The 21,482-nt window shown below is 62.9% G+C and carries 22 protein-coding genes; 10 read left to right on the forward strand and 12 right to left on the reverse strand.

Annotation, left to right across the window (positions count from 1 at the left end):
- Positions 1 to 2 precede the first annotated feature (2 nt).
- Genes dosR through ACGFK1_RS08415 form a run of 3 tightly spaced genes read right to left on the reverse strand, consistent with a single transcriptional unit; the run spans position 3 to position 2,626 of the window.
- Entirely contained in the window at positions 3 to 653 is a 651-nt protein-coding gene (gene dosR, locus ACGFK1_RS08405; RefSeq protein WP_393427892.1) for a hypoxia response regulator transcription factor DosR/DevR, read from the reverse strand.
- A gap of 44 nt (positions 654 to 697) precedes the next feature.
- Positions 698 to 1,564, reverse strand: a complete 867-nt coding sequence (locus tag ACGFK1_RS08410; protein ID WP_393427765.1) for a universal stress protein — start codon at positions 1,562 to 1,564, stop codon at positions 698 to 700.
- Between the two features lie 60 nt (positions 1,565 to 1,624).
- Positions 1,625 to 2,626 carry an Acg family FMN-binding oxidoreductase gene (locus ACGFK1_RS08415; protein WP_393427766.1) on the reverse strand — a complete coding sequence of 334 codons (1,002 nt, stop codon included), beginning with the start codon at positions 2,624 to 2,626 and terminating at the stop codon, positions 1,625 to 1,627.
- Between the two features lie 126 nt (positions 2,627 to 2,752).
- Here ACGFK1_RS08415 and ACGFK1_RS08420 point away from each other — a divergent pair, with 126 nt between their 5' ends.
- Genes ACGFK1_RS08420 through ACGFK1_RS08430 form a run of 3 tightly spaced genes read left to right on the forward strand, consistent with a single transcriptional unit; the run spans position 2,753 to position 6,612 of the window.
- Positions 2,753 to 4,252, forward strand: a complete 1,500-nt coding sequence (locus ACGFK1_RS08420) for an AAA family ATPase (RefSeq protein WP_393427767.1) — start codon at positions 2,753 to 2,755, stop codon at positions 4,250 to 4,252.
- Positions 4,234 to 5,187, forward strand: coding sequence for a universal stress protein (locus tag ACGFK1_RS08425; RefSeq protein ID WP_393427768.1), 954 nt, complete (start codon positions 4,234 to 4,236; stop codon positions 5,185 to 5,187). The genes ACGFK1_RS08420 and ACGFK1_RS08425 overlap by 19 nt, the downstream gene beginning before the upstream one ends.
- Positions 5,188 to 5,238: 51 nt before the next feature.
- Positions 5,239 to 6,612 (forward strand): wax ester/triacylglycerol synthase family O-acyltransferase, encoded by a 1,374-nt coding sequence (locus ACGFK1_RS08430; protein ID WP_393427769.1) that lies wholly within the window; start codon positions 5,239 to 5,241, stop codon positions 6,610 to 6,612.
- A gap of 281 nt (positions 6,613 to 6,893) precedes the next feature.
- Here ACGFK1_RS08430 and ACGFK1_RS08435 read toward each other — a convergent pair whose 3' ends face one another.
- Together ACGFK1_RS08435 and ACGFK1_RS08440 are read right to left on the reverse strand one after the other, a co-directional pair.
- The gene (locus ACGFK1_RS08435) at positions 6,894 to 7,418 is read right to left on the reverse strand and encodes a hypothetical protein (protein WP_393427770.1); all 525 of its coding nucleotides are present in this window, start codon (positions 7,416 to 7,418) and stop codon (positions 6,894 to 6,896) included.
- Between the two features lie 78 nt (positions 7,419 to 7,496).
- Positions 7,497 to 8,381, reverse strand: coding sequence for a universal stress protein (locus tag ACGFK1_RS08440; protein ID WP_393427771.1), 885 nt, complete (start codon positions 8,379 to 8,381; stop codon positions 7,497 to 7,499).
- A gap of 329 nt (positions 8,382 to 8,710) precedes the next feature.
- On the opposite strand from ACGFK1_RS08440, the gene ACGFK1_RS08445 reads away from it, so the two are divergent.
- Both ACGFK1_RS08445 and ACGFK1_RS08450 read left to right on the forward strand, forming a co-directional pair.
- Positions 8,711 to 8,959: an SHOCT domain-containing protein gene (locus tag ACGFK1_RS08445; protein WP_393427772.1), complete on the forward strand. Its 249-nt coding sequence runs from the start codon at positions 8,711 to 8,713 to the stop codon at positions 8,957 to 8,959.
- A 125-nt stretch (positions 8,960 to 9,084) separates the two neighbouring features.
- Positions 9,085 to 9,489: a DUF302 domain-containing protein gene (locus tag ACGFK1_RS08450; RefSeq protein WP_393427773.1), complete on the forward strand. Its 405-nt coding sequence runs from the start codon at positions 9,085 to 9,087 to the stop codon at positions 9,487 to 9,489.
- Between the two features lie 3 nt (positions 9,490 to 9,492).
- Here ACGFK1_RS08450 and ACGFK1_RS08455 read toward each other — a convergent pair whose 3' ends face one another.
- Genes ACGFK1_RS08455 through ACGFK1_RS08480 form a run of 6 tightly spaced genes read right to left on the reverse strand, consistent with a single transcriptional unit; the run spans position 9,493 to position 14,975 of the window.
- Entirely contained in the window at positions 9,493 to 9,750 is a 258-nt protein-coding gene (locus tag ACGFK1_RS08455; protein ID WP_393427774.1) for an acyl carrier protein, read from the reverse strand.
- Positions 9,751 to 9,758: 8 nt separating this feature from the next.
- Positions 9,759 to 10,967: a dihydrolipoamide acetyltransferase family protein gene (locus ACGFK1_RS08460; RefSeq protein ID WP_393427775.1), complete on the reverse strand. Its 1,209-nt coding sequence runs from the start codon at positions 10,965 to 10,967 to the stop codon at positions 9,759 to 9,761.
- Positions 10,964 to 11,941: an alpha-ketoacid dehydrogenase subunit beta gene (locus ACGFK1_RS08465; protein ID WP_393427776.1), complete on the reverse strand. Its 978-nt coding sequence runs from the start codon at positions 11,939 to 11,941 to the stop codon at positions 10,964 to 10,966. Before ACGFK1_RS08465 ends, ACGFK1_RS08460 begins: the two co-directional genes overlap by 4 nt.
- Positions 11,938 to 12,915, reverse strand: coding sequence for a pyruvate dehydrogenase (acetyl-transferring) E1 component subunit alpha (gene pdhA, locus ACGFK1_RS08470; protein ID WP_393427777.1), 978 nt, complete (start codon positions 12,913 to 12,915; stop codon positions 11,938 to 11,940). Before pdhA ends, ACGFK1_RS08465 begins: the two co-directional genes overlap by 4 nt.
- Positions 12,912 to 14,711 carry an acetate--CoA ligase gene (acsA, locus tag ACGFK1_RS08475; protein WP_393427778.1) on the reverse strand — a complete coding sequence of 600 codons (1,800 nt, stop codon included), beginning with the start codon at positions 14,709 to 14,711 and terminating at the stop codon, positions 12,912 to 12,914. Before acsA ends, pdhA begins: the two co-directional genes overlap by 4 nt.
- 9 nt (positions 14,712 to 14,720) lie before the next feature.
- The gene (locus ACGFK1_RS08480; RefSeq protein WP_393427779.1) at positions 14,721 to 14,975 is read right to left on the reverse strand and encodes a hypothetical protein; all 255 of its coding nucleotides are present in this window, start codon (positions 14,973 to 14,975) and stop codon (positions 14,721 to 14,723) included.
- Positions 14,976 to 15,156: 181 nt separating this feature from the next.
- Between ACGFK1_RS08480 and ACGFK1_RS08485 the strand changes: the two genes are divergently transcribed.
- The 5 genes from ACGFK1_RS08485 to ACGFK1_RS08505 all read left to right on the forward strand — a co-directional run bounded on the left by ACGFK1_RS08485 (position 15,157) and on the right by ACGFK1_RS08505 (position 18,926).
- Positions 15,157 to 15,561, forward strand: coding sequence for a nitroreductase (locus tag ACGFK1_RS08485; RefSeq protein WP_393427780.1), 405 nt, complete (start codon positions 15,157 to 15,159; stop codon positions 15,559 to 15,561).
- Between the two features lie 368 nt (positions 15,562 to 15,929).
- Positions 15,930 to 16,451, forward strand: coding sequence for a hypothetical protein (locus tag ACGFK1_RS08490; RefSeq protein ID WP_393427781.1), 522 nt, complete (start codon positions 15,930 to 15,932; stop codon positions 16,449 to 16,451).
- A 16-nt stretch (positions 16,452 to 16,467) separates the two neighbouring features.
- Positions 16,468 to 16,773, forward strand: coding sequence for a hypothetical protein (locus ACGFK1_RS08495; RefSeq protein ID WP_393427782.1), 306 nt, complete (start codon positions 16,468 to 16,470; stop codon positions 16,771 to 16,773).
- 141 nt (positions 16,774 to 16,914) lie between these two features.
- Positions 16,915 to 17,478, forward strand: coding sequence for a hypothetical protein (locus ACGFK1_RS08500; RefSeq protein ID WP_393427783.1), 564 nt, complete (start codon positions 16,915 to 16,917; stop codon positions 17,476 to 17,478).
- On the forward strand, positions 17,475 to 18,926 hold the full coding sequence (locus ACGFK1_RS08505) for a phenylacetate--CoA ligase family protein (RefSeq protein ID WP_393427784.1): 1,452 nt from the start codon (positions 17,475 to 17,477) through the stop codon (positions 18,924 to 18,926). The genes ACGFK1_RS08500 and ACGFK1_RS08505 overlap by 4 nt, the downstream gene beginning before the upstream one ends.
- 262 nt (positions 18,927 to 19,188) lie before the next feature.
- On the opposite strand, the gene ACGFK1_RS08510 is transcribed toward ACGFK1_RS08505, so the two are convergent.
- On the reverse strand, positions 19,189 to 21,477 hold the full coding sequence (locus ACGFK1_RS08510; RefSeq protein WP_393427785.1) for a heavy metal translocating P-type ATPase: 2,289 nt from the start codon (positions 21,475 to 21,477) through the stop codon (positions 19,189 to 19,191).
- Positions 21,478 to 21,482: the final 5 nt, after the last annotated feature.

Consider the following 21,482-nt stretch of genomic DNA (forward strand, 5'->3'; position numbering starts at 1 on the left):
GCTTACTGCTCAGGCGGACGGTGCGATTGGTCCAACTTGGAAATAAACACCGCCGCCTGCGTGCGTCGCTCCATCCCGAGCTTCGCCAAAAGGCGCGATACGTAGTTCTTCACGGTCTTCTCGGCAAGGAACATCCTGGCGGCTATCTGCTTGTTGGTCAGGCCCTCGCCCAGCAGATCCAGCAGAACGCGCTCCTGGTCGCTGAGCCCCGACAACGGATCGGAGTGCTCGGCTGCCCCGCGGAGCTTGGCCATCAATGCAGCTGCCGCCCTGTTGTCGAGCAGCGAACGGCCGGCGCCGACGTCCTTGATGGCCTGCGCAAGCTCCATGCCTTTAATGTCCTTGACGACGTAACCGCTCGCCCCCGCCAGAATCGCGTCGAGCATCGCCTCGTCGGACGTAAACGAGGTCAGCATCAGACAGCGCAAATCCGGCAATCGCGACAAGAGATCCCGGCATAGTTCGATGCCGTTCCCATCCGGCAACCTGACGTCGAGGACGGCTACATCAGGTTGAAGCGCAGGAATCCGCGCCAGCGCCTGGGCCACCGACCCGGCCTCACCTATGACCTCGAGTTCAGGGTCGGCACTGAGGAGATCGATGAGCCCCCGCCGCACTACCTCGTGGTCGTCGACGAGGAAGACTTTGACCACTCGAAGGCCCTTCGTCGGTGTTGCCGAGACGGTGGATGTACTGCTCACAATACGTTCTGCGGTTCGCAGATCAACACGGAACATTCGGCGTTTTGCAGCGCGGCCAGGCCCGGCGGCCCCACCAGCGCGGCGACTCCCTCGCGCCGCTCATGCCCCACGACGAGGAGCTGAATGGAGTGCGCGTTCTTGGCGAGAAAGTTCAGGGTGCTGCCGTTGACCGCGGCTGTGCGCACGTCGATATCTGGGTAGCGCTTTTTCCATTGCGCGAGGCGACGGTCGAGTTGCGCCCGCGCAAGACGATTGCCGTCGGCCACAGCGTTACCGTCATGAATATCGGTGAAGCGTGATCGCCACGCTGTCAATACCCGCAGGGGCGCGTTTCGGAGTCGTGCCTCCTCCAGCGCGCGCCGCAGCACACCGTCGCTGCCGGTTGTCGCGTCAACCTCAGCGACCACCCACTGGTGTTGTGCGCGAAGCGGATCATGTCCGCGCACGATCGCCACGGGACAGTGGGTAGACGACGCGACCGCAGCCGCGGTCGACCCGATCCTGCCTTGCGAGCAATGTTTGAGTCCTATCGCGCCGACGCACAGCAGCGCCGCCGATCGTGCGGCGGCGAGCAGTGCCCGCGTCGGGCGCTCCTGCAGGATCTCGACCTCGATCTTGACGGGCTTGTCGGTTGCTTCAACCGCTGTGAACGCATGTCGGACGGCTACTTCGGCCCTGGCAAGGTCGCGCGCCGCGGCCTGTGTATCGGTCTCCGCACACGTGGGATCGATCGCGTACACCAGCCGCAACGGGATGTCCCTGCTGACTGCTTCGTCGACGGCCCACAGGGCCGCATCGATTGCTGATCGCGAGCCGTCGATACCGACTACGACGGCCGGCGAGGGCGAGCTGTGGTCTTGCATGGTTCTGACGCTATCGACGTCGCCGCAGACCGCAGAGAGGCGAAAGTCCCTGGTGCGTCGTCATTGGTCCCGCGCGCGAATCTCGAACACCTCATCCACCGGGCGTCGCGGCGTCGGGGGAGGTACGTCCTCGATCGACGGGGCCCGACCGACGCGGATCAGAACCTGAGGGGTGATGTCTTGAGTGCTGTGACCGATCAACTCCGCGACGATTTGTCGACTCGCGGGTAGCTCGGTGATATGAGTCAGCGTGCATGTGGCGAGCCCGGCCATGGTGGCGTCGAGGAGTACGGCTGAAAGCAATTCACCGCAGCGAAGCACACTGTGCGGGGTGTCGTCGTATGTCGACAGCACCACGACTTTGGCGTGGTCTTCGTCGACTTCGGGTCTGCGTTCGCGGTGGTGGGTTACCGGAAACACCCTTCCGACGTCGACGCGGTCGCTCTCGGCCGCCGATACAAGCGAGCTCTCCGGAATACCTTGGGATAGCTCGAAAGGTGCTGTCCACCATTCGAGTTCAGCGTGATACGACGAATCGTACAGCCGAAGCGATTCAGTCAATTGGGACGCTTCGGCGAGTGCTGAGCGTAGTTCGTCAGGAATGGTGTCCATGCGAACGCGGTCCGAGTGGACGGTGTCGTGAAGCATCGACTGGAACGAGTCCCAGTCTGGCGGTGCGGCGAGCGGAAGTCGGTCCGTGCGGCGCTGCAGGATTGCAGCTGCACGTTGACGATGCCCGTCGGTCACGAGTGTCATCGGTGTGAAGTCGATCGACGCGACGTGATCATGGTTGTTGGGGTTGGGGAACCGGTCGACATTGGCGGTATAACCCACGCCTGCCATAGCTACTCGGAAGTGGTCGACCACAGCGCCGCAGGCCATCAACGCCTCTCGGCCGGAGGTGTCTGTGGCGCGAACGACCCGGCCCGGATCGGCGAAGAGGTGGATCGTATTGCCGTCGAGCACCCAGTGCCACGGTTGGCTGTTGTGTAACGACGGCGCACGGCACGCCAGTCGCACGGCATCTCTGATGACCCCGGTGTCGACCGTCGTCGTAGACATCGTGACCTCGCTCTCTGTCATCACCCACTCTCGGCGTCGCCAGCCTCGTGAAACCAGGGTCAATGGTCCCGAAGGCGGGGCCTTAGGACCCTTGGGGGTAATCATCGAGGTCAGGAAGCTTGTGGCATGACTGCGATGTCGTCGGCCTCGAGCGCCCCGGCGCAACCGCGCACCTGCTTGGGAGGCCTCAACGCTCAGGTGCGGGAGACCCATACGGGAATCGTGTTCCTCGTCGGCGACAAGGCCTACAAGGCAAAGAAGCCTCTTCGCACCGACTTCCTCGACTTCAGCACGCCGGAGTTGCGCGAGCGGGCATGTGCGAATGAGGTGGCGCTCAATCGGCGCTTGGCACCTGACAGCTATCTGGGAGTCGCACACTTCAGCGGTCTTGAAGGTGATCAGGCTGAACCAGTCATCGTCATGCGCCGTTATCCCGACGAGGCCCGCCTCACCACGCTCGTCAAGAACAACGCGCCAGTCCATCATCACCTTTGCGTAATCGCGGAGATGATCGCGCGCTTCCACGAAAAGGCGGCCCGCGGGCCCGCGATCGACGCCGCGGGCACAAACCGCGCCATTTTGGCACGCTGGCAACAAAATTCAGTTGGACTGCGGCGATATTCGGACTCGATCCTCCCGGCGCGCTCAATCGCCGAAGCGGCAAGGTTGGCGAGTCAGTTCATTTCTGGCCGCGCCCCACTGTTTGCGCAACGCATCACCGATCACCGGATCATTGACGGACACGCGGATCTGTTGGCGGACGATATCTTCTGCATGCCGGATGGCCCGGCGCTGCTCGACTGCCTGGAGTTCGACGATCGCCTGCGCTATGTCGACGGCATTGACGATGCAGCCTTCCTTGCCATGGATTTGGAGTTCCTGGGCCGAAAGGACCTCGGCGACTATTTCCTGGACGAATACGCGCGGCGCGCAGATGATCCCGCGCCAAAGGCACTACGAGATTTCTACATTGCATACCGCGCGTTGGTGCGCGCGAAGGTGGGCTGCATCCGCATCGATCAAGGTCATCCGGAAGCATGTATCGAGGCGCGCCGACACGTCGACATTGCGTTGGAGCACCTACGGGCCGGCGCCGTACGACTCATCCTCGTCGGAGGTGGGCCCGGTACCGGCAAGACGACCCTGTCACGAGCGCTGGCGCAACAAGTTGATGCAGAGGTGATCTCAACCGACGATGTCCGTCGAGAGATGGAGCAGCAAGGCGTTGTCAGGGGAACGGCAGGCGAACTCAATACGGGTTTGTATGCGCCAGAGAATGTTTCGCGGGTCTACGGGGAGGTGCTGCGGCGCGCGCGCCCATTACTCGGCTACGGGAGACCGGTAATCCTTGACGGGACGTGGCGCGATCCGCTTCAGCGTGAACGTGCGCGTCAGCTTGCAACCGAAACAGCGGCGGCGATAACTGAATTCATGTGTGAGGTGCCTGACGCTACGGCCTCTGAGCGGATTCGGCGGCGAACGGGATCAACGTCAGACGCGACGCCGGCGATAGCGGCGGCGCTGACACAGCGTAATGGTGAGTCGTTCGGTCATCGAATCGACACCAGCCGGCCACTAGCGGACTCGGTCGAAGAGGCGCAGAAGCTGTGTTGCCCCGCGACTTAGGAAACGGCAGCCGAACCGCCGAGTCAACGAACCCCGTTGTCGTCGGAGTCGACGGCAGCCGCACCGCTCTGCGAGCGGCGCGATGGGCGGCAGCGGTCGCGATGAGGCTGGAGGCACCCCTGTTGGTCGTGCATGCCAGGCCGTCGTTCGGGCACAACCTCTCCGATGCCGCCGCGGACCTTCGGGCGATAGAGATGGAGGTGGAGCGCGAGTCTGCCACCGCGATACTTCACTCTGCCAAGCGGGCTGCCGAATCTGAATCTGCCGATCTCCGCATCACTGCGACTGACATCGATCGTCCCGCTGACGAGGCATTGACGGAACTAAGCCAAACCGCGCGCCTCATCGTTCTCGGCTGCGATGAGGTCCTGCTCGGCACGGCAATGTTGGTTGGGTCGACGACCACTGCGGTCGCTACACATTCGACGTGTCCGGTGGTCGCTTTTCGTGGCGAGACGACGACCCCGACGATGCAGCCCATCCTGGTCGGCATCGACCACGGCCATGACAGCCAGGTTGCGCTCACAGCTGCTTTCGAGTTGGCGCATCGACTCGGCGTCGGTGTGATCGCTGTTCACACGTGGTTGAGACGACGGCCGGCAGGTGAAGTCACCCTACCGTTCATGATCGATTGGGAAGAACTAGAACACGCTGAGCGGCTGCATCTTTCGGAAACGTTGACCCCATTGATCGGCCTCTACCCCGGCGTAGAGGTGACGGAGGTGGTTGATCTCGACAAGCCCAGCCGGGCCCTCCTGCGCCGCGCCAAGGACGCGCAATTGGTTGTGGTCGGAAGCCGGGGGAGGGGCCTATTAGCCAGTGCCTTCTTGGGATCCACAGGGTTGAATCTGTTACACCACTGCGCGATTCCGGTCATGATTTGCCGCTCGACACACTCAGATACGCACTACGAAAAGGAAAATCGTCATGAATGAATCGACCACCGCTTTCGGCATTGCCGACTCGACACTGGGTGACGCGCGATCATGAGTGAGCAACTTTCCACCCTAGATGCCGGTTTCCTTGAAGCCGAGGACTCTGATCGGCACGTCAGCCTTGCGGTAGGCGGTATTTCGATCATTGAAGGGCCGCTACCCGACTACGACTCACTGGTGGTCGCGATCGCCGAACGGGTGCTCAAGGTTCCCAGGTTCAGGCAGGTGCTCCGTACACACGTTCTCGATTTGGGGCCACCGCAATGGGTAGACGATCCGCATCTCGATGTATCGCACCACATACATCGGGGTGCGCTGCCGCACCCAGGCGACGACGCGGCGTTGTTCAGGTTCGCGGCGGATGTCATGGAGCGGCGGCTGGATCGTGAACGGCCCCTTTGGGAATGCTGGATCATCGAGGGGCTGGCCGACGGCCGGTGGGCGATGTTGATGAAGATCCATCACTGTATCGCTGACGGCATTGCGACAATGCACCTGATGTCCGGGCTCAGCGACGACGGTGAGGGCGAGACGTTCGCGGCCGAGATCCGTGCCGCGAACGAGCCGTCGGGCAGGCCGATCTCATTGCCGTCGGTCAGCCTGAATCCTCTGAATTGGGCTGGCGGAATGTGGCGTCTGGCGACCAACGCAACCAACGCAGCCGCTCTCGTGGTCGAGGGCGCCATGGAGCTCGCGACGGGATTGATTCGTCCGGCGGCGTCGTCGTCGCTGGCAGGGCCCGTGACGACCATGCGGCGCTACAGCGCAGCGCGGGTCAGCCTCGCTGATGTGACGGTGATTCGACACAAATTCGATGTCACCCTCAACGATGTGGCGTTGGCCGCGATCACCGACAGCTATCGGGCGGCTTTACTGCGCAGAGGCGAGCGACCCGGCCGCAATTCCCTTCGCACCTTGGTCCCGGTATCGATGCGCTCCAACGACGCAGCGGATGCCGCCGACAACCGGGTGTCGATCATGCTGCCCTTCCTCCCCGTCGAGAAGGAAGATCCAGCTGAGCAACTCCAGGCGGTACACCGCCGACTGACCAGGACCAAGGCCAGCGGTCAGCGACAGGCCGGCGGCGTTTTCGTCGCTGCGGTGAACCTCATACCCTTCCCGCTGACAGCCTGGGCGGTCCGCGCGTTGACCCGCCTGCCGCAGCGCGGCGTCGTGGCTCTGGCAACCAATGTCCCGGGCCCCAAACGTCGGTTGCGAGTCATGGGCAGGGCGGTGTTGCGCGTTTTGCCGATTCCGCCGATCGCGCTTCAGTTACGAACGGGCATAGCGATTGTCAGCTATGCCGATGAACTCGTGTTCGGTATCACGGCTGACTATGACGCGGCACCCGATGTGGACGAGCTGGCTCGGGGCATTGAGCAGGGGGTTGCGGGGCTACGAGCATTGGCGGAATCGTCCGGGTAGCTCCTGGCACCCTCCGTGTGGAATTGGAGGGCCAACGCGGTGGAGTGCGGATGCGCCCCTTGCCAGTTCGGGCCAAACCCAGGCAGCGACAATTTCATCGAGCGCCTGCCATTTGGGCCAATCGGTGAACTACATTGCAGTTCCTCGCGGACAACCTCAAACGCATCCCAACTCGTTGTCATCGGTGGCTCTGAAGCCAATCAGATCGCGGGAATCATTGGGCCGCAGGGACATCCCATGTATCGACACAGCGGGTCCTCGGTTGTCGTGGTTCGCCGTTGCTAAGCCGTGAACCGACCCTTGTTGATCATCGCGAGCGCGGCTTGGAGATGTTTATCGGCCTGTTCGAGGTCGGCATCGAACTCGCCAGCATAGTTGTTCAATGATCCACTGATTGCCGCAAGGCACATATGCGACGCCTCGTGGGCATCGTTTATTGCCGCGTCGATTTCGGCCGTCAAGTCGGGATTAGGCGTAGGCAAGTGAGCGCGCAGGTCGACGGCGCCGGCGTCGTGCATGTCCTGACAGGATTTCCGTAGCACGGCTTCGTCCTGATTCGCCAGCCCTTTCCGCGTGTCATCGACGGCACTCTGCAGCGCGTCGAAGTGTTCCTGGGCCACTGACCACCATTGCTGCATTGCAGCGTCCGCGGTAGTCGTTGGGGTCGAAGCAGTTTCGGGATGAGAACGGTGGGTGACAATAACACCGAGAACAGCCGCGAGAACGATGACGGCGCTGAAGCTGGCGACGACGATGGCCCACCATGCCCGCCCGGACAACGAACGCTCTTGGGTGGGAACGATCATGGCGTCACATATCACGCATAACTGCTGATTCTTTGGATTCCGGTGCCCATTGGGACATTTCGGCATTGTCGACCGCACCTACTCGCTGCGGACCACGATGACGGGAACCTTCGCCGACTGAGCGACGGCATTGCTGACCGAACCCAGGAGCATACCAGGGAATCCGCCGCGGCCGTGACTCCCGACCACGACCAGTTGTGCATGTTGGGATTCTTCGACCAACCAGCGGGCCGGCCGATCGCAGACGATGCGCCGCCGGACGACAACGTCCGGATACTGTTCTTGCCAGCCGGCCAACCGCTCACCGAGTATCTCGTGGCCCTCGTCTTCGTACTCATGCCAATCCATTCCCAAAATGGGGAAGACACCGACGTCACTCCAAGCGTGCAACGCCACCAATTCGACGTGCCGGCGCGACGCCTCGTCAAACGCCAGCGCGGTAGCAGCCTCTGATGCAGGCGATCCGTCGATGCCCAGCAGAACAGGCGAAGTCTGATCGGGTGCTTGCGCGTCGTCGGTATGGACAATTGCCACCGGGCACCGCGCATGGTGTACCACCCCGCTGCTGACGGAACCCAACACTGCGCGACCGAACGCCCCCAACCCGCGGCTGCCGACCACGACCATCTCCGCCCTCTTCGCAGCGCCGACTAACCCAGGAACCGCATAGTCGTGCAGCACCTCGCTACGAACGTCGGGTAGCTCGGATTCACCGAGAGTGGACAGCAACGTCTTGTGTGCCTGCTCGAGAACCTGGCGTGCGTTGTCCTCTTGCCACTCGTTGAACTCTGCCTGCAGCGAACGGACCGGCCAGCTGGTCACGACGGGCACCACGACATGCGCCAGCGCCACGGGTGAGTTGCGAAGTTGCGCCTCTAGAGCTGCCCAGCGGACGGCGGCGTCGGATTCTCCAGACCCATCGACGGCGACCAGAATTCCGTATTCCACGGTTTGCTTCGGCATTTCGTGCTCCTCTAGGCGAGATCTGTTGGCGCCGGTCACTTCTTAGGATTTCGGGCTGCAATATATGTGGTCAGCACGATCATCAGTGCGATGATCGTCGCGATCAGCACGGCAGCGGTTGGCCAATCCATGGTTTTGCCCTTCCAATCCGGCATCAACGGGTGCCATTGGTGCTTCGAGCCCGAAACTATGTGGTCAGGCCACGTTTTGGGCAGGGCCCTTAGTCCCTCGGTCGGATGTCAGTAGTCCCTCTCACAGAGCCTTTCGCCTCTGTTGGCGATGGCGCTGTCGCGACGACGATGGACTCATAGCGAGCGAACGGAGTGATCATGATGTTCTGGTATGACCACGACATGGGCTGGTGGGGCTATGCCGGAATGGGCATTGGAATGGTGCTGTTCTGGGCGCTGGCGATCGCCGGCATCGTTGCGTTGGTGATGTATGTGACCGGGGGCCGACAAAATCGCCAGCCTGAGTCTGCAGAGCAGATACTGGCGGAACGATTCGCGCGAGGTGAAATCAGCGAAACCGAATACCGGGATCGCGTGGCCACACTTCATAATCCTGCGCGGCAGTGAGGCGACATCCCGTCGCAGCACCGTCAGCTTGGGAGCCGTGAGGGCGACGCAGCTAATGGCAATAAACCCATGACCGAAGCCGAATTGGAGAAGCTGTTCCTCGCGCTCGCCTGAGAGGAGTCGAGATGGCTATCGCACTGTCCACGACACTGCACACGTCATTCGACGACGCTGTCCGGCGCACCCGTGAGGCGCTCGCGGAGCAAGGTTTCGGGGTGCTCACCGAAATCGACGTCAAGGCGACGTTGAAGGCCAAGCTGAATGAGGACATGGAGGATTACCTGATCCTCGGTGCGTGCAACCCGCCACTGGCGCATCGTGCAGTCAATATCGACCGCCAGATTGGGCTGCTGTTGCCGTGCAATGTCGTGGTCCGCTCCGATCCGAAGGCCGACGGCACTGTTCTCGTCGAGGCGATGGATCCCCAGGTGTTGGTCGACGTTACAGGCGAGGCCGAACTGCGCCCCGTCGCCGACGAGGTGGCGGCGAAACTGCGGACCGCCATCGATTCACTCGGGACGTCGATTTAGTGCTCAAAGGTGTTGTGCGGTGTGGCGTTGGACGTAATCCATGAGGTCGGCCAGCGTACGCAGCGATTGATAATCCGATTCGGGGATGTCGACGTGCAGCCGTTTGTGAATGCCGATCAGGACGTTCAGCCAGTCCATCGAATCGAGATCGACTTGATCTCGCAACAGCACGTCGTCTTCGATGTCGCCCGCCTCAACCTCGGGGGCGATAGTCGTCAAGACTGAAAGGATTTCGTCGCGAATGTCGTCTCGGGTCGTCATCTCGGCTGTCATTTCTCTAGAAGGTCGGGCTGCTGGAGCAACTCGTTGATCGCTGACAGGAACAGCGCACCACGGTGACCGTCGCTGGCTCGGTGGTCCGCTGCAAGCGAAGCCTGCATTGTGGTGGCGATACGGATTCCGCCGTCGACGGCACAAACCCGTTGCGCCGGTTTGCCAAACCCCACCAGCGCCACCTGCGGGGGATAGATCACGCCGAAAACCGTGTCGACGCCCTGGTCGCCGAGATTGGTGACCGTGATCGATGGGTCCGACATCTCTGAACTGCGAAGGGACCCGGCGCGGGCGCGCGCGACCAAATCGGTGAGATCACCCATCAGTTCGTCGAGATTCTTCTCCGGGACGTCGTGGATCGCCGGCGCGACAAGACCGCCGCCACGCAAGGAGATCGCCACACCGACATGAACCCCAGCCGCCGGTTCGAATCCTTCGCCACGCCAGAAACCGTTGAATTCGCTAAAGCGTTGAGTCGCAGCCGCGACGGCTTTCAATTGCAGCACGGCCGGCAGCACCCGCTCGGTGATCGACCGCTCCGCGTTGCGTTCGGCCAGCCAGCCCAGCGCCTTGTCCATGGGCATCTCGTCGGCCAGGTAGTAGTGCGGTATCTCGCGCTTGGACCGGCTCATCGCCGCGGCTATCGACTTGCGCATCTCGGTGGCTCGGTCCGCCGCGGTGCGCTTGGGCTCCCGCTTCTTCGCCGGTTCCTTCGCCGAAGCCGCGGCGTGTTCGACATCACTGATCGTGACCGCGCCCTGCGGCCCGGTGCCGGTGACCATTTCCACGTCGATGCCCAGCGACGTCGCGAGACGGCGCGCAGCAGGCGATATCCACCTGCGGTGGTGGGGCCCGAGTTTGGGGCCCGCGGCCGGAGCCGGCTGGTTCGTCGCCTCCCCTTTTGGCTCGACAGCCGCGGGTGTCTCGGATGGTCTGGGTTGTTTCTTGCGGGGTGGTTCTGCGCTCTCGCCCGGCGCCAGCAACGTCGCTAGAGCCGTTCCGACCTGTACGGTTTCGCCGATCGGCACGAGCAGCTCGTGGACGGTGCCCTCGTGCCAGCATTCGATCTCGACCGCGGCCTTGGTGGTCTCGACAACCGCGACCACCTGGCCCCGGGTTACCGGGTCACCCGGTTTGACCAGCCATTCGTCCAGCGTTCCCTCGTCCATGTCGGAGCCGAGGGCGGGCATCTTGAATTCGATCATGACTTCTCGCCCAACAGGTTTCGCACAGCTGAAACGATCTTGTCCGGCTGCGGCAATGCCGCCTGTTCGAGGTGTTTGGCATACGGCATCGGTACCTCAGCGCTACAGACGCGGGCAATCGGTGCGTCAAGTTCGAAAAACGCATTCTCGACGATTCGTGCGGCGATCTCGGCCGCGAGACTGCCTGTGCGCCAAGCCTCATCGATGACTACGGCGCGATGGGTCCTGCCAATCGATTCGATGATCGTGTCGGTGTCCAACGGCCGTAGCACGCGTAGATCGATGACTTCGGCGTCGATGCCCACCAGCGACAGCTCGTTGGCCGCGTCAAGTGCCTTCGGCAGACAGCCTCCATAGGTAATCAACGTGACATCGGAGCCGCTGCGGCGAACGGCAGCGTGCGAAATGTCCGTCGACGTCAGCGAATCAGCGTCGCTCGAGGTGTTGTACAGCTGGACGTGCTCAAAGACGATGACCGGATCGGGGTCGGCCAGCGCGGTGCTCAACATTCCGTACGCGTCCTCTACGGTTGCGGGTGCGACCACCTTGATGCCAGGAATATGGGCGTACCAGCACTCCAGGCTGTGTGAGTGTTGAGCAGCGAGTTGTCGCCCGGCGCCGGTGGCCATTCGCACGACCAGTGGGACGGAGAACTGACCACCCGACATATGCCGCAGTGCCGCAGCGGTATTGACGATCTGGTCGAGTGCAAGCAGGCTGAAGTTCACCGTCATGACTTCGACGATGGGACGCAGGCCGCCCAGCGCAGCGCCAATGCCAACACCGACGAAGCCCAGCTCCGACAGCGGGGTGTCGCGCACCCGCTCTGGGCCGAACTCCTCCAGCAGTCCCTTGGATGCCGCATACGTTCCGCCATAGCGGCCGACGTCCTCGCCCATGAGGACAACTCGCGGGTCATCTCGAAGCGCGTCGCGCATGGCATCGTGAACAGCGGTACGGTAGCTCGTCTTCATCGGGCATCTCCTGATACGGGCGTGAGCACGTCGCGTTCGAGATCCTCAACGCTTTCCCAGGTTCCAGCCTCGGCGAAGGCGACTGCATCGCTCAGTTCCTGGTCGGCCGACGACTCAATCGACGCGATGTCGGCTTCGGTGAGAAGCCCGTCGTTCAGACATTGTTCGCTGAACAGTCGGATCGGGTCGCGTTTGCGCCACTCTTCCACTTCGACCTTTTCGCGATACAACTCCGGGTCGAACATCGAATGTGCGCGGAAGCGGTAGGTGCGGAACTCGATGAAAAATGGTCCGCCGCTGGTTCGGACATGCTCGGCAGCCTGCTTGGCAGCGTCGTGACACGCAACCACGTCCATCCCGTCCACCGCGAGGGTCGGCACCTTGTACGCCGCCGCCTTGACGGTCAGGTCGGTCTGCGATTGAGCGCGCTCCAGCGCGGTACCCATTGCGTACAGGTTGTTCTCACAGCAGAACAGCACCGGCAGTTGCCACAGCGCAGCCATATTCAACGATTCGTGGAAGGCACCTTCGGCTACGGCACCGTCGCCGAAATAGCATGCCGTGACCCGGTTTCGGTGCTGCATCGCGTCGGCCAGCCCCAAACCGACCGCGAGCGGCAAGCCACCGGCAACAATTGCATTGCCGCCGTAAAACCGGGTCGTTGCGTCGAACAAGTGCATCGACCCGCCCCTGCCACGCGAGCAGCCTTCTTGCTTACCGAACATCTCCGCCATGATCGACGTCATGGGTATACCGCGCAGCAGCGCATGCGCGTGCTCGCGGTAAGTGGCCACCACCGCGTCGCCCGGAGTAAGCGCACGTAACGACCCGGCAGCCACCGCCTCCTCGCCGACATACAGATGCAGGAAGCCACGAATCTTGGCCTCCCCGTACAGTTCTGCACATTTTTCTTCCATGTGCCGCACGCGGACCATGTCCGACAGCAGCGCATAAGCGAGGTCATGGTCAATCATGACGGAACCGCCTCTACGCCGCGGTCGCCCGTCGTCTCCACGGTCGAGATGTCACCCTCGGGCAGACCGAGCTCACGCGCCTTCAACAGGCGCCGCATGATCTTCCCGCTGCGCGTGTGCGGCAACGACTCAACCAACTCAATCTCTTTCGGGGCGACGGCCGCACCCAACCGCTTCCGCGCGTGGCCGAGCAGCTCTAAACGCAGATCGTCGTCGGGTGTGAATCCGTCCTTGAGCGTGACGAACGCCTTCACCAGCTCGCCGACGGTAGGGTCGGGCTTGCCGATCACCGCCGCTTCGGCCACCGCCGGGTGATCGGTGAGCGCGTTTTCCACTTCGAACGGTCCGATGAGATGCCCAGCCGACTTGATCACGTCGTCGGCGCGGCCGACGAACCAGAAGTAGCCGTCCGAGTCGCGCTTGACCAGGTCGCCCGTCAGGTAAAGACCGTTGGCGAACGACCTGCGATAGCGCTCTTCTTGATGCAGATACTCCCGGAACATCGAGGGCCAGCCTGGCTTGAGCGCCAATTCTCCCTCGACATCCGGCTCATCGATCACCGAAACGGTGCCATCGTCACGCCGGTGCACCACGTACGCGTCGACGCCCGGCAGCGGCCGCCCCATCGAGCCCGGTTTGATGTCGAACGCCGGCGTGTTCGCGACCATGATGCCGCCAGTTTCGGTCTGCCACCAATTGTCGTGAATCGGCAAGCCCAGCACCCGCTTTCCCCACCACACCGCTTCAGCATTGAGCGGTTCGCCGACGCTGGCGATGAACCGCAGCCGCGGGAAACGGAACCGAGCCGCAAGCTCCGGGCCGGCCTTGATCAGCATGCGGATTGCGGTCGGCGCGGTATACCAGACGGATACTTCCTCGGTTTGCAGGATGCGGTACCACCGTTCGGCGTCAAACTCGGCTTCATCGACGATGGACGTTACACCGTGCAGCAGCGGCGAGATCACGCCATAGGACATCCCGGTGACCCAGCCCGGATCGGCTGTGCACCAGTAGATGTCGTCGGCGTGGAGGTCGAGCGCATACAAACCGGTGAGGTAGTGCATTTGCACGGCGCCGTGGACGTGAAGGGCGCCCTTCGGTGTCCCCGTGGTTCCGCTGGTGAAGTGAAGCAGCGCAGGGTCCTCGGCCGTGGTGGGTTCGATTGGCGCCGTCTCGTCGGCCCCGTCCATCCAGTGCCAGAAGTTCAACGTATCGCGGGAGTCGTCATTGTCCTTGTGATCATCGACGACGAAGATGTACCGAGCCGTCTTCAGCTGCTTGCGAATCTTGGCAATCTTCTTCTGGTAGAGCGTCGCCGTGGTGATGAGCACGTCGGCGTCGCCGAGGTTCATTCGCGTGGCGATCGGTTCCGGGCCGAAGGCCGAGAACAATGGAGATAGCACGCTGCCGTTGCGCAGTGTGCCCAGGATGCTGATGTACAACTCGGGTGATCGACCCATGAGGGTGAAGACCCGGTCGCCCTTGTTGATCCCCAGTGAGCGCAGCACATTGGTGAACCGCCTCGACAATCTCCCGAGTTCCGCGTAGCTGAGATCGCGGGTGGTCACCGCACCGTCCCGGCTCAGGGCTGACACGAATCTCAGTGCGGGGTGTGACCGCTTAGCCCCGTCGGCGTGCCGGTCGACGGCGGCGTACGCGATATTGCATACCCCAGGCCCCATGCCGATGCAGGGGTTGGGCGCAGTCGACCAATCGAATGTCGCGCGGGTTCTTTCGTAGTCAACGAGATTCGGTGCCACGCGCCACTCGTCGGCCGTCTTGTGGATCACCGTCATAGTGGGCTCCTAGTTGTTCGGCGGCGACAGGGTTCCGTCGCGCAGCGCGGGCCCGATGTTCGCCATGATCCGTTCCAGCAGCGCGTTGTACGCAGATCCGTCGTTCATGAGCTCGACTGGCCCGTGATGGAGGAGAAAGGCGTCGACACGCCGGTCGATCGGCCAGTCGGAGTAGGTCTGTTCGGTGAACTCCGAGCGGAGAAACCTCCATGCGACGATCTCGAGTTCCGCCTGGTCCAGCTCCTGACGGTAGGTCGGCGGCATGGTCGCCCCTTTCGGTCAACTGCGATGCCCTCATCGTTTTCCAGCTGGGGCGGGGTCGATAGAGACGAAAGTCACCTACCCGGCCGGCGGTCGTCCCGAGGAGGAGCGCAGCTGCCGTAAGGCCCTTGCTTTGTGGTCGCCTGGCCCTGCCTGAGTACTTCGCCGCGAGCAGGATCAAGACATGACCAATGACACTTTGGCGCCGGTTCGGGACGCCGTGCGCTCGTTCAACAAGCACGTACTCAACCCCGCGATGTTGCACTTCGCTGGACGCAAGCACTTCTACGCGGGGATCGTTCGACACATGGGGCGCCGATCCGGAACGGCTTACGCCACCCCGGCCGTCATCGACCGCGTGACAGATGGGTTCATCCTGCCGCTGCCGTACGGCACACGGGTCGATTGGTTGCGCAACGTGCTCGCTGCGGGCGAGGCGGCGGTGACGGTGGGCGGAGAAAGCTTCGATGTCGTCGAGCCCGAAATCATCGATGCGGCAGCCGCGCTGCCCCAGCTGTCGGAGCGGCGGCGCCGCGCCTTTGCCCGATTCCGCATTGACAACTTTCTCAAAGTGAGGTTGGCGAAATGACTTTCGGCGTCGTGCTCGGTGGTACGGAACGCTTCCGGACGCTTACAACCAAGCAGGGTCCGTTTCTGTCGGTGTATTTCGACGACTCGCGCCAACTGCGCGGATCCTCAAGGGCAGCTTGAGGCGATTTGGCGTGATTTGCGCAAGCAGCTCGAGGACACTGGCGCCGATGAGGACATGATCGCCATGGCACGGAAGGCCGACATCGGGCCCGGCGAGCGAACCCGACGCCCGGGCGTAAAACGCCCCGTTGACTTCTGCGGCATCCGAAGTGACTTGAGACCCTAGGACGCGTCGTCGAGAGGGTGTGCTGTGGGTAGTACGGCGGAAGCAGAAAGGAGGCTGTCGTGCTAACGGTGGAATCAGAAATGACGGTGGACGGCCTGACTGGCCGGGAGGTCACCGATTTCCTGTTGAACTGTGATGACGAGACCTACCACACATGGTGGCCGGGCACGCATCTCGAACTGCATGTGATCAAGCCAGGGCCCGCAGAAGATCATGTCGGCGACGTCGTGCTGATGGATGAATACATCGGATCCCGCCGCGTACGGCTGGTCGGTGAGGTGATCGAGGCGGTGCCGGGCGAAAAGGTCGTATGGCACTTCCGCCTCGGCGGACTGCGGATACCGGTTCTCCTGACCCTCGCGCTGAGGGCCCGCGAGAATGGTGTTCGGCTGCGCCACACCATCACCGCGGGATGGCCAGGCCGGGCGCGTGTGCTTGATCCACTGTGGCGGTTGTACTTCTCCAAGTCGTTCGCGGGCGCGATGGACAGGCATGTGCACACCGAATTCCCATTGATGCGCGACCTGTTGCATCGGGCAGCTGGCGGTGGAACGACCGCGCCTGCCTCAACCGAGACCTCGACCATTACGCCATTGTCATAACGAAAGGGAAAACAACATGAACCGCGAAGTGTGCAAATTCTTCTCCGGGTCGTTCGCCGCGCTCGCCTACGCCCACGCCGCATATGCGGTGGCTACCTCCAGCGGCATCATCGACGAGCCTGTGTTCCTCGGCAGGAGGTGGGGAGTCGGATACATGTGGACGGAAGCCGTTGTCTACTCCGCGGTCAGTGTGGCACTCGGATACATTGGCTGGGCCACGAAACCTCAAGAGCGGCTACAGAAGCCGGTGGTGCCCGCCACGGACGGACAAAGCCCGCAATATGTGGTGGCGGGTGAACAACCTGAGCCCGTATCCGGCTGACTGGTGTCGAATTCCCGAGGGTCAGCGCGGCTGCTGCTCGACCAGCTGCGTGACGAACGCAATCGCCGCGTCATTCTCGTATCGCACTGCTTGTTGAACGAGAACACCCGGTACGCGGGCGGAGCTACCCGTCCCGGGGCAGTGATCGAGATCGTCGATCAACTGATGGCTGCTGGCTATGGCATCCATCAGCTGCCGTGCCCCGAACGGCTGGCCTGGGGTGGCGTGCTCAAGCGCCACAGCCTGTGCCTCTACCATTCCAAGGGCAGTCCACTCTATGCGTTGCGGGGTGTTCTGTTGAGTGCCTTTGTCTGGTGGACCAGGGTCATCTACAGGCGTCTCGCACGGCAGGTCGCACGCGAAGTATCGGACTACGAACAGGCGGGTATCACGGTCGCGGGCATCGTCGGGATTGGTTCGTCGCCGTCGTGCGGGGTTATCACGACGCTTGACCTGCGTGCCTCCCTGGACGTGGTGGCGCCCTGTCCAGCGGCGGCTCTAACTCGCGATGTCATGAATGAGCAGGCGGTCTTGGGTTGCCGCCGCTCGGGTGAGGGTTTGTTCATCAAGGCGCTCGACCGGGAGCTGAAGCGTCGCCGACTTACAGTGCCGGCGCTCGAGCACGACCTCGCCGCCGAACTGCGCGGGCAGCGGCAGGCGGTTCTCGACGCGGGAACGCTCCGAACACTGGGAAAGCGCTCGTGACGACGCGGGCCAGAACCGTGGAGTATTTCGCGATCGCGTGGGACACGTGCCGAACGGCGCAGGAGGGGCAGGCGGGTGTTGCTCGCCGCCAGCAGGCGCGTCTACGCGACATCGTCACCTACGCACGCGCACACTCGCCGTACTACCGCATGCTCTATCGCAATGTGCCCCAGCCGTTTGCGGAGATACGGCAATTGCCGGTCGTCACCAAACCCGAACTGATGAGCCATTTCGATGACTGGGTGACTGACTCCAGGGTGACCAAGGCGGGCGTGGATGCTTTTCTTGCCGATCCACGCAACATCGGACGCGATTATCTCGAGCGCTACGTGGTCTGTACGACCTCTGGAGCGACCGGTACTCCGGCGATCCTGCTGCACGACCACGCCGCATTGGTCATCTACAACGTGTTGGGCTACATCCGTTCCTTACCAGTCGCGCTGCTGTCGCCACGACGCATGTGGGCGATGGTGCGCGGAAAGGCAAGACTGGCCGCAGTTTTCGTCACCGGAGGCCATTTCCTTGGCAACACCATGATGGCCCGACGTATCCGGAAGCTGCCCTGGCGTGCTAAATCCCAGCGCCTCTTCTCCGCCTTGGCGCCGCTAGTCGAACTCGTCGCAGACCTCAACGACTTTCAGCCCGTCGTGCTTGGCGGATATCCGAGCATTCTGGAAACGTTGGCCCATGAGCAGAATGCCGGCCGGCTACATATCCGTCCTGTGCTGATCAACGCCGCCGGGGAAACCCTCACACCTCAGAAGCGTCGGTTAATCGCCACGGCGTTTGGGTGTCGAGTCGGCAACTACTACGGATCTTCCGAAGCCGTTGGCCTAACCTTCGAATGCGCCGCACAGCGGCTGCACGTCAACAGCGACTGGTACATACTCGAGCCGGTGGACGAACATGACCGTCCCGTTGCACCTGGGCGGCTGTCCGACGGTGTGCTACTGACGAACTTGGTCAACAGGATTCAACCGATCATTCGCTACCAGATGGGGGATCGAGTTGCCATCGTCGCCGGGCCCTGTGCGTGTGGGACCCCATTCCCGCAGATCCACGTCGTCGGTCGTACGGACGACGTCCTGACGTTGGCCACACCACTTGGTGAGCCGATACGCATCCTGCCGCTGGCGATCGCCACGGTGGCTGAGGAGACCCAGGGCGTTGGGAGCTGCCAAATCATTCAGCGCACGCCAGCCAGTCTCACCGTTCGCCTCAGCGTCGAGAACGGCAGCGAAGAGCGGCCTGTGTGGGCTGCACTAAGCAAGCGGCTCACGGACTTTCTGTCAACACACGGAATAACCACGGTCACGATCGACAAGGCGGACGAACCGCCCGCGCCACATTCGCGCAGCGGAAAGTTTCGGCAGGTTTACACGGAGCCCACCGCACCACACCAGTGGGCCGACGGGCCATTAGAACCGACCCGCGAACTCGGCTCCTGACCTCGAGCGCATCGTCCCGGCCGATGTGTTAGTCGCGTCACGCCGTGCTACGTCGGAGTCTTCGAGGGAGGAAAGCGCGGAGATAGTCCACTGGCTGATTGCTCGGTGGTTGAGGTACCCAATCCGATGACCGTTACCTCCATGAAGTCTGGTGGCAGCTCGCCGGGCGGTCCCGGCTCGATCGGTAGTAAGCATCAGATGACCATCGTTGTCAGCAAGTCGATCGACGTCACACTGGACTACTCTGGGGATATTCGGCCGTTTAGCCCGATTGCGATTTATCTTCGGTAAGCGTGAAGTAGTTCTCTTCCTCCTGTAGGAAGTGCAGGCGCAGGACTGCGTAGAGCCCATACAGGCACGCCAGCAGATCCTCTACCTGGTCCTGCTGTAATCCGTTGCTGGCCTTTGCAAGGGCGATGTGGGTGGCGATGCGATCCGACAGTCGCTGGATCTCAGCATGGGTGCGGCTCATCGTTGCCGTCGCTTCACCGCTGCCGAGCGGGCGGGCCAACGCGGGATAGAGCTGCGTTTCCTCGGCCTTTTCGTGCGGCAGGATCTGATCAGTCAGAAATGTGTTCGCGCGTGTCAACGCCTCCAGTGCGGCAGGGTCGGGGCCGTCGACCAGCCGATCGGCGGCATCGCGCAGCAGTGCGATGGTGTCGCGTAGTTCATCGTGTTCGGATGCGAAACGCCGCAACATGTCTTCGGTTTCGACGGGCAGCCGAATTTCGACGTCCGGATTGCCTTTCAACGCGCGTAGCGCGTTGAGTATCACGGCGACGTCGATGCCCTCCTGTAGCAATGCACCTGCGGCTGGTGGCAGCCAGCCCAGCGCCGCGATCACCATCGCGATCAACGACAACGTCATACCGATCGTCGCACTCTGCACGGCAATACGCCGCGACCATCGTGCGATGTCCATTGCGTCCGCAAGCCGGTCCAGGCGATCGGTGGTCAACACGATGTCGGCGGCTTCCGACGACGCCGTCGTGCCGCGCGCACCCATCGCGACACCGACCGTTGCCGCGGCCAGCGCGGGCGCGTCGTTGACTCCGTCACCGACCATCACGGTGGTCGCGCTATTGCGTTCCGTACGTACCGCCGCCACCTTGTCCGCGGGGCTTTGTTGGGCATACACCTCGTCCAGCCCGAGCACAGCGGCCACCTCGTGCGCAGGCTCGGCGCGGTCGCCGGTCAGCATCACGATCCGGTTCAGCCCTGCTGTTCGTAATCGGCGGATGGTGCGAGGAGCATGGCGGCGCAACGGGTCTCGAAGCAATATGGCACCGACTGGCTCATTGTCGATCGCTACCCACGCGATCGCGGCCGAGTCGAGGCTCGCTCGGTTCATCGCCGCACGGGCCCAGTCGGCGTCGATCTGAGGGGCGACGAACTTGCCGACCTGAACCCGGTGATCCTCGATCGAGGCGGTGACGCCCCGGCCCGCTTCCTCGCTGACGTCCGTCGGCAGGGACAACCCCAACCCCCGCGTGAGTGCCTCGGTGACAATCGCTTCAGCCAGCACATGTGGGGATATCTGGTCCACCGACGCGGCAAGCCGCAGTATTTCGGTCCCGTCATACCGTGGTGCGGCCAGGATCTCGACCACGATCGGACGTCCCATTGTGAGCGTGCCGGTCTTGTCCATCACGAGAGTCGTTGCGTGACCGAGGTTCTCCAACGCCCCGCCGCTGCGGATCACTACACCCTGACGCGACGCGCGGGACAACCCGGAAACGATCGCCACTGGAGCAGCCAGCAGTAGGGGACAGGGAGTGGCCACTACGAGTACCGCAACCGCTCGCACGGGGGAACCACTTGCCAGCCATGCGCCACCCGCGATCAGAAGCGCCAACGGCAAGAACCACGCGGCATAGCGGTCCGCCAGTCGGACGATCGGGGCGCTCTCCGCGCCCGCTTGCTCGGCCAGGCGCACGATGCCGGCATACGTGCTGTCTTCTGCGGTTGCCGTAGCGCGCAGCTCGAAAGCGTTGCCTGCGTTGACCACACCGCTGCGGACCGGCTCGCCGGTGGCGCGCTCCACCTGAAGCGGTTCGCCGGTGAGCACCGATTCGTCCAGCACCGCGACAGAATCGTCGATGCGCCCGTCGACGGGAACCACCTCGCCCGGACCGACGATCAGCAGATCGCCCACAGCGACCTGATCGAGAGGTATGACGCTTATGTCTTCACCGGCGCGCCGACGAGCGAATCGTGGCGCGTGCTCGAGCAGAGCGCGCAGGTCATGGCTGGCTCGGCGTTCGGCCGCCGCTTCGAGCGCGCGCCCACCCGCGAGCATCACCGCGATCAAGGCGCCTGCCAAGTACTCACCGACGAGCAGCGTCCCAACGAGAGACAGGACCGCGATGAGGTCCACTCCCGCCCGGCCGCGCCGCAGTGCCGTAAAAACCCACAGCACGGCGGGCGCCAGCGCCAGCAATGTGCCGGCTATCCAGCACCAGTCGGCCACCCCGTGCCATCCGGCGAGCCACGCGATCCCACCCGCTGCCAGTGCACCCACCGTGAGCGCGACCAGCGCTGGCTCGGCCATCGATC

Origin of the sequence: Mycobacterium sp. NPDC048908 (assembly GCF_043197955.1) — a bacterium.
Taxonomy (GTDB): Bacteria; Actinomycetota; Actinomycetes; order Mycobacteriales; family Mycobacteriaceae; genus Mycobacterium.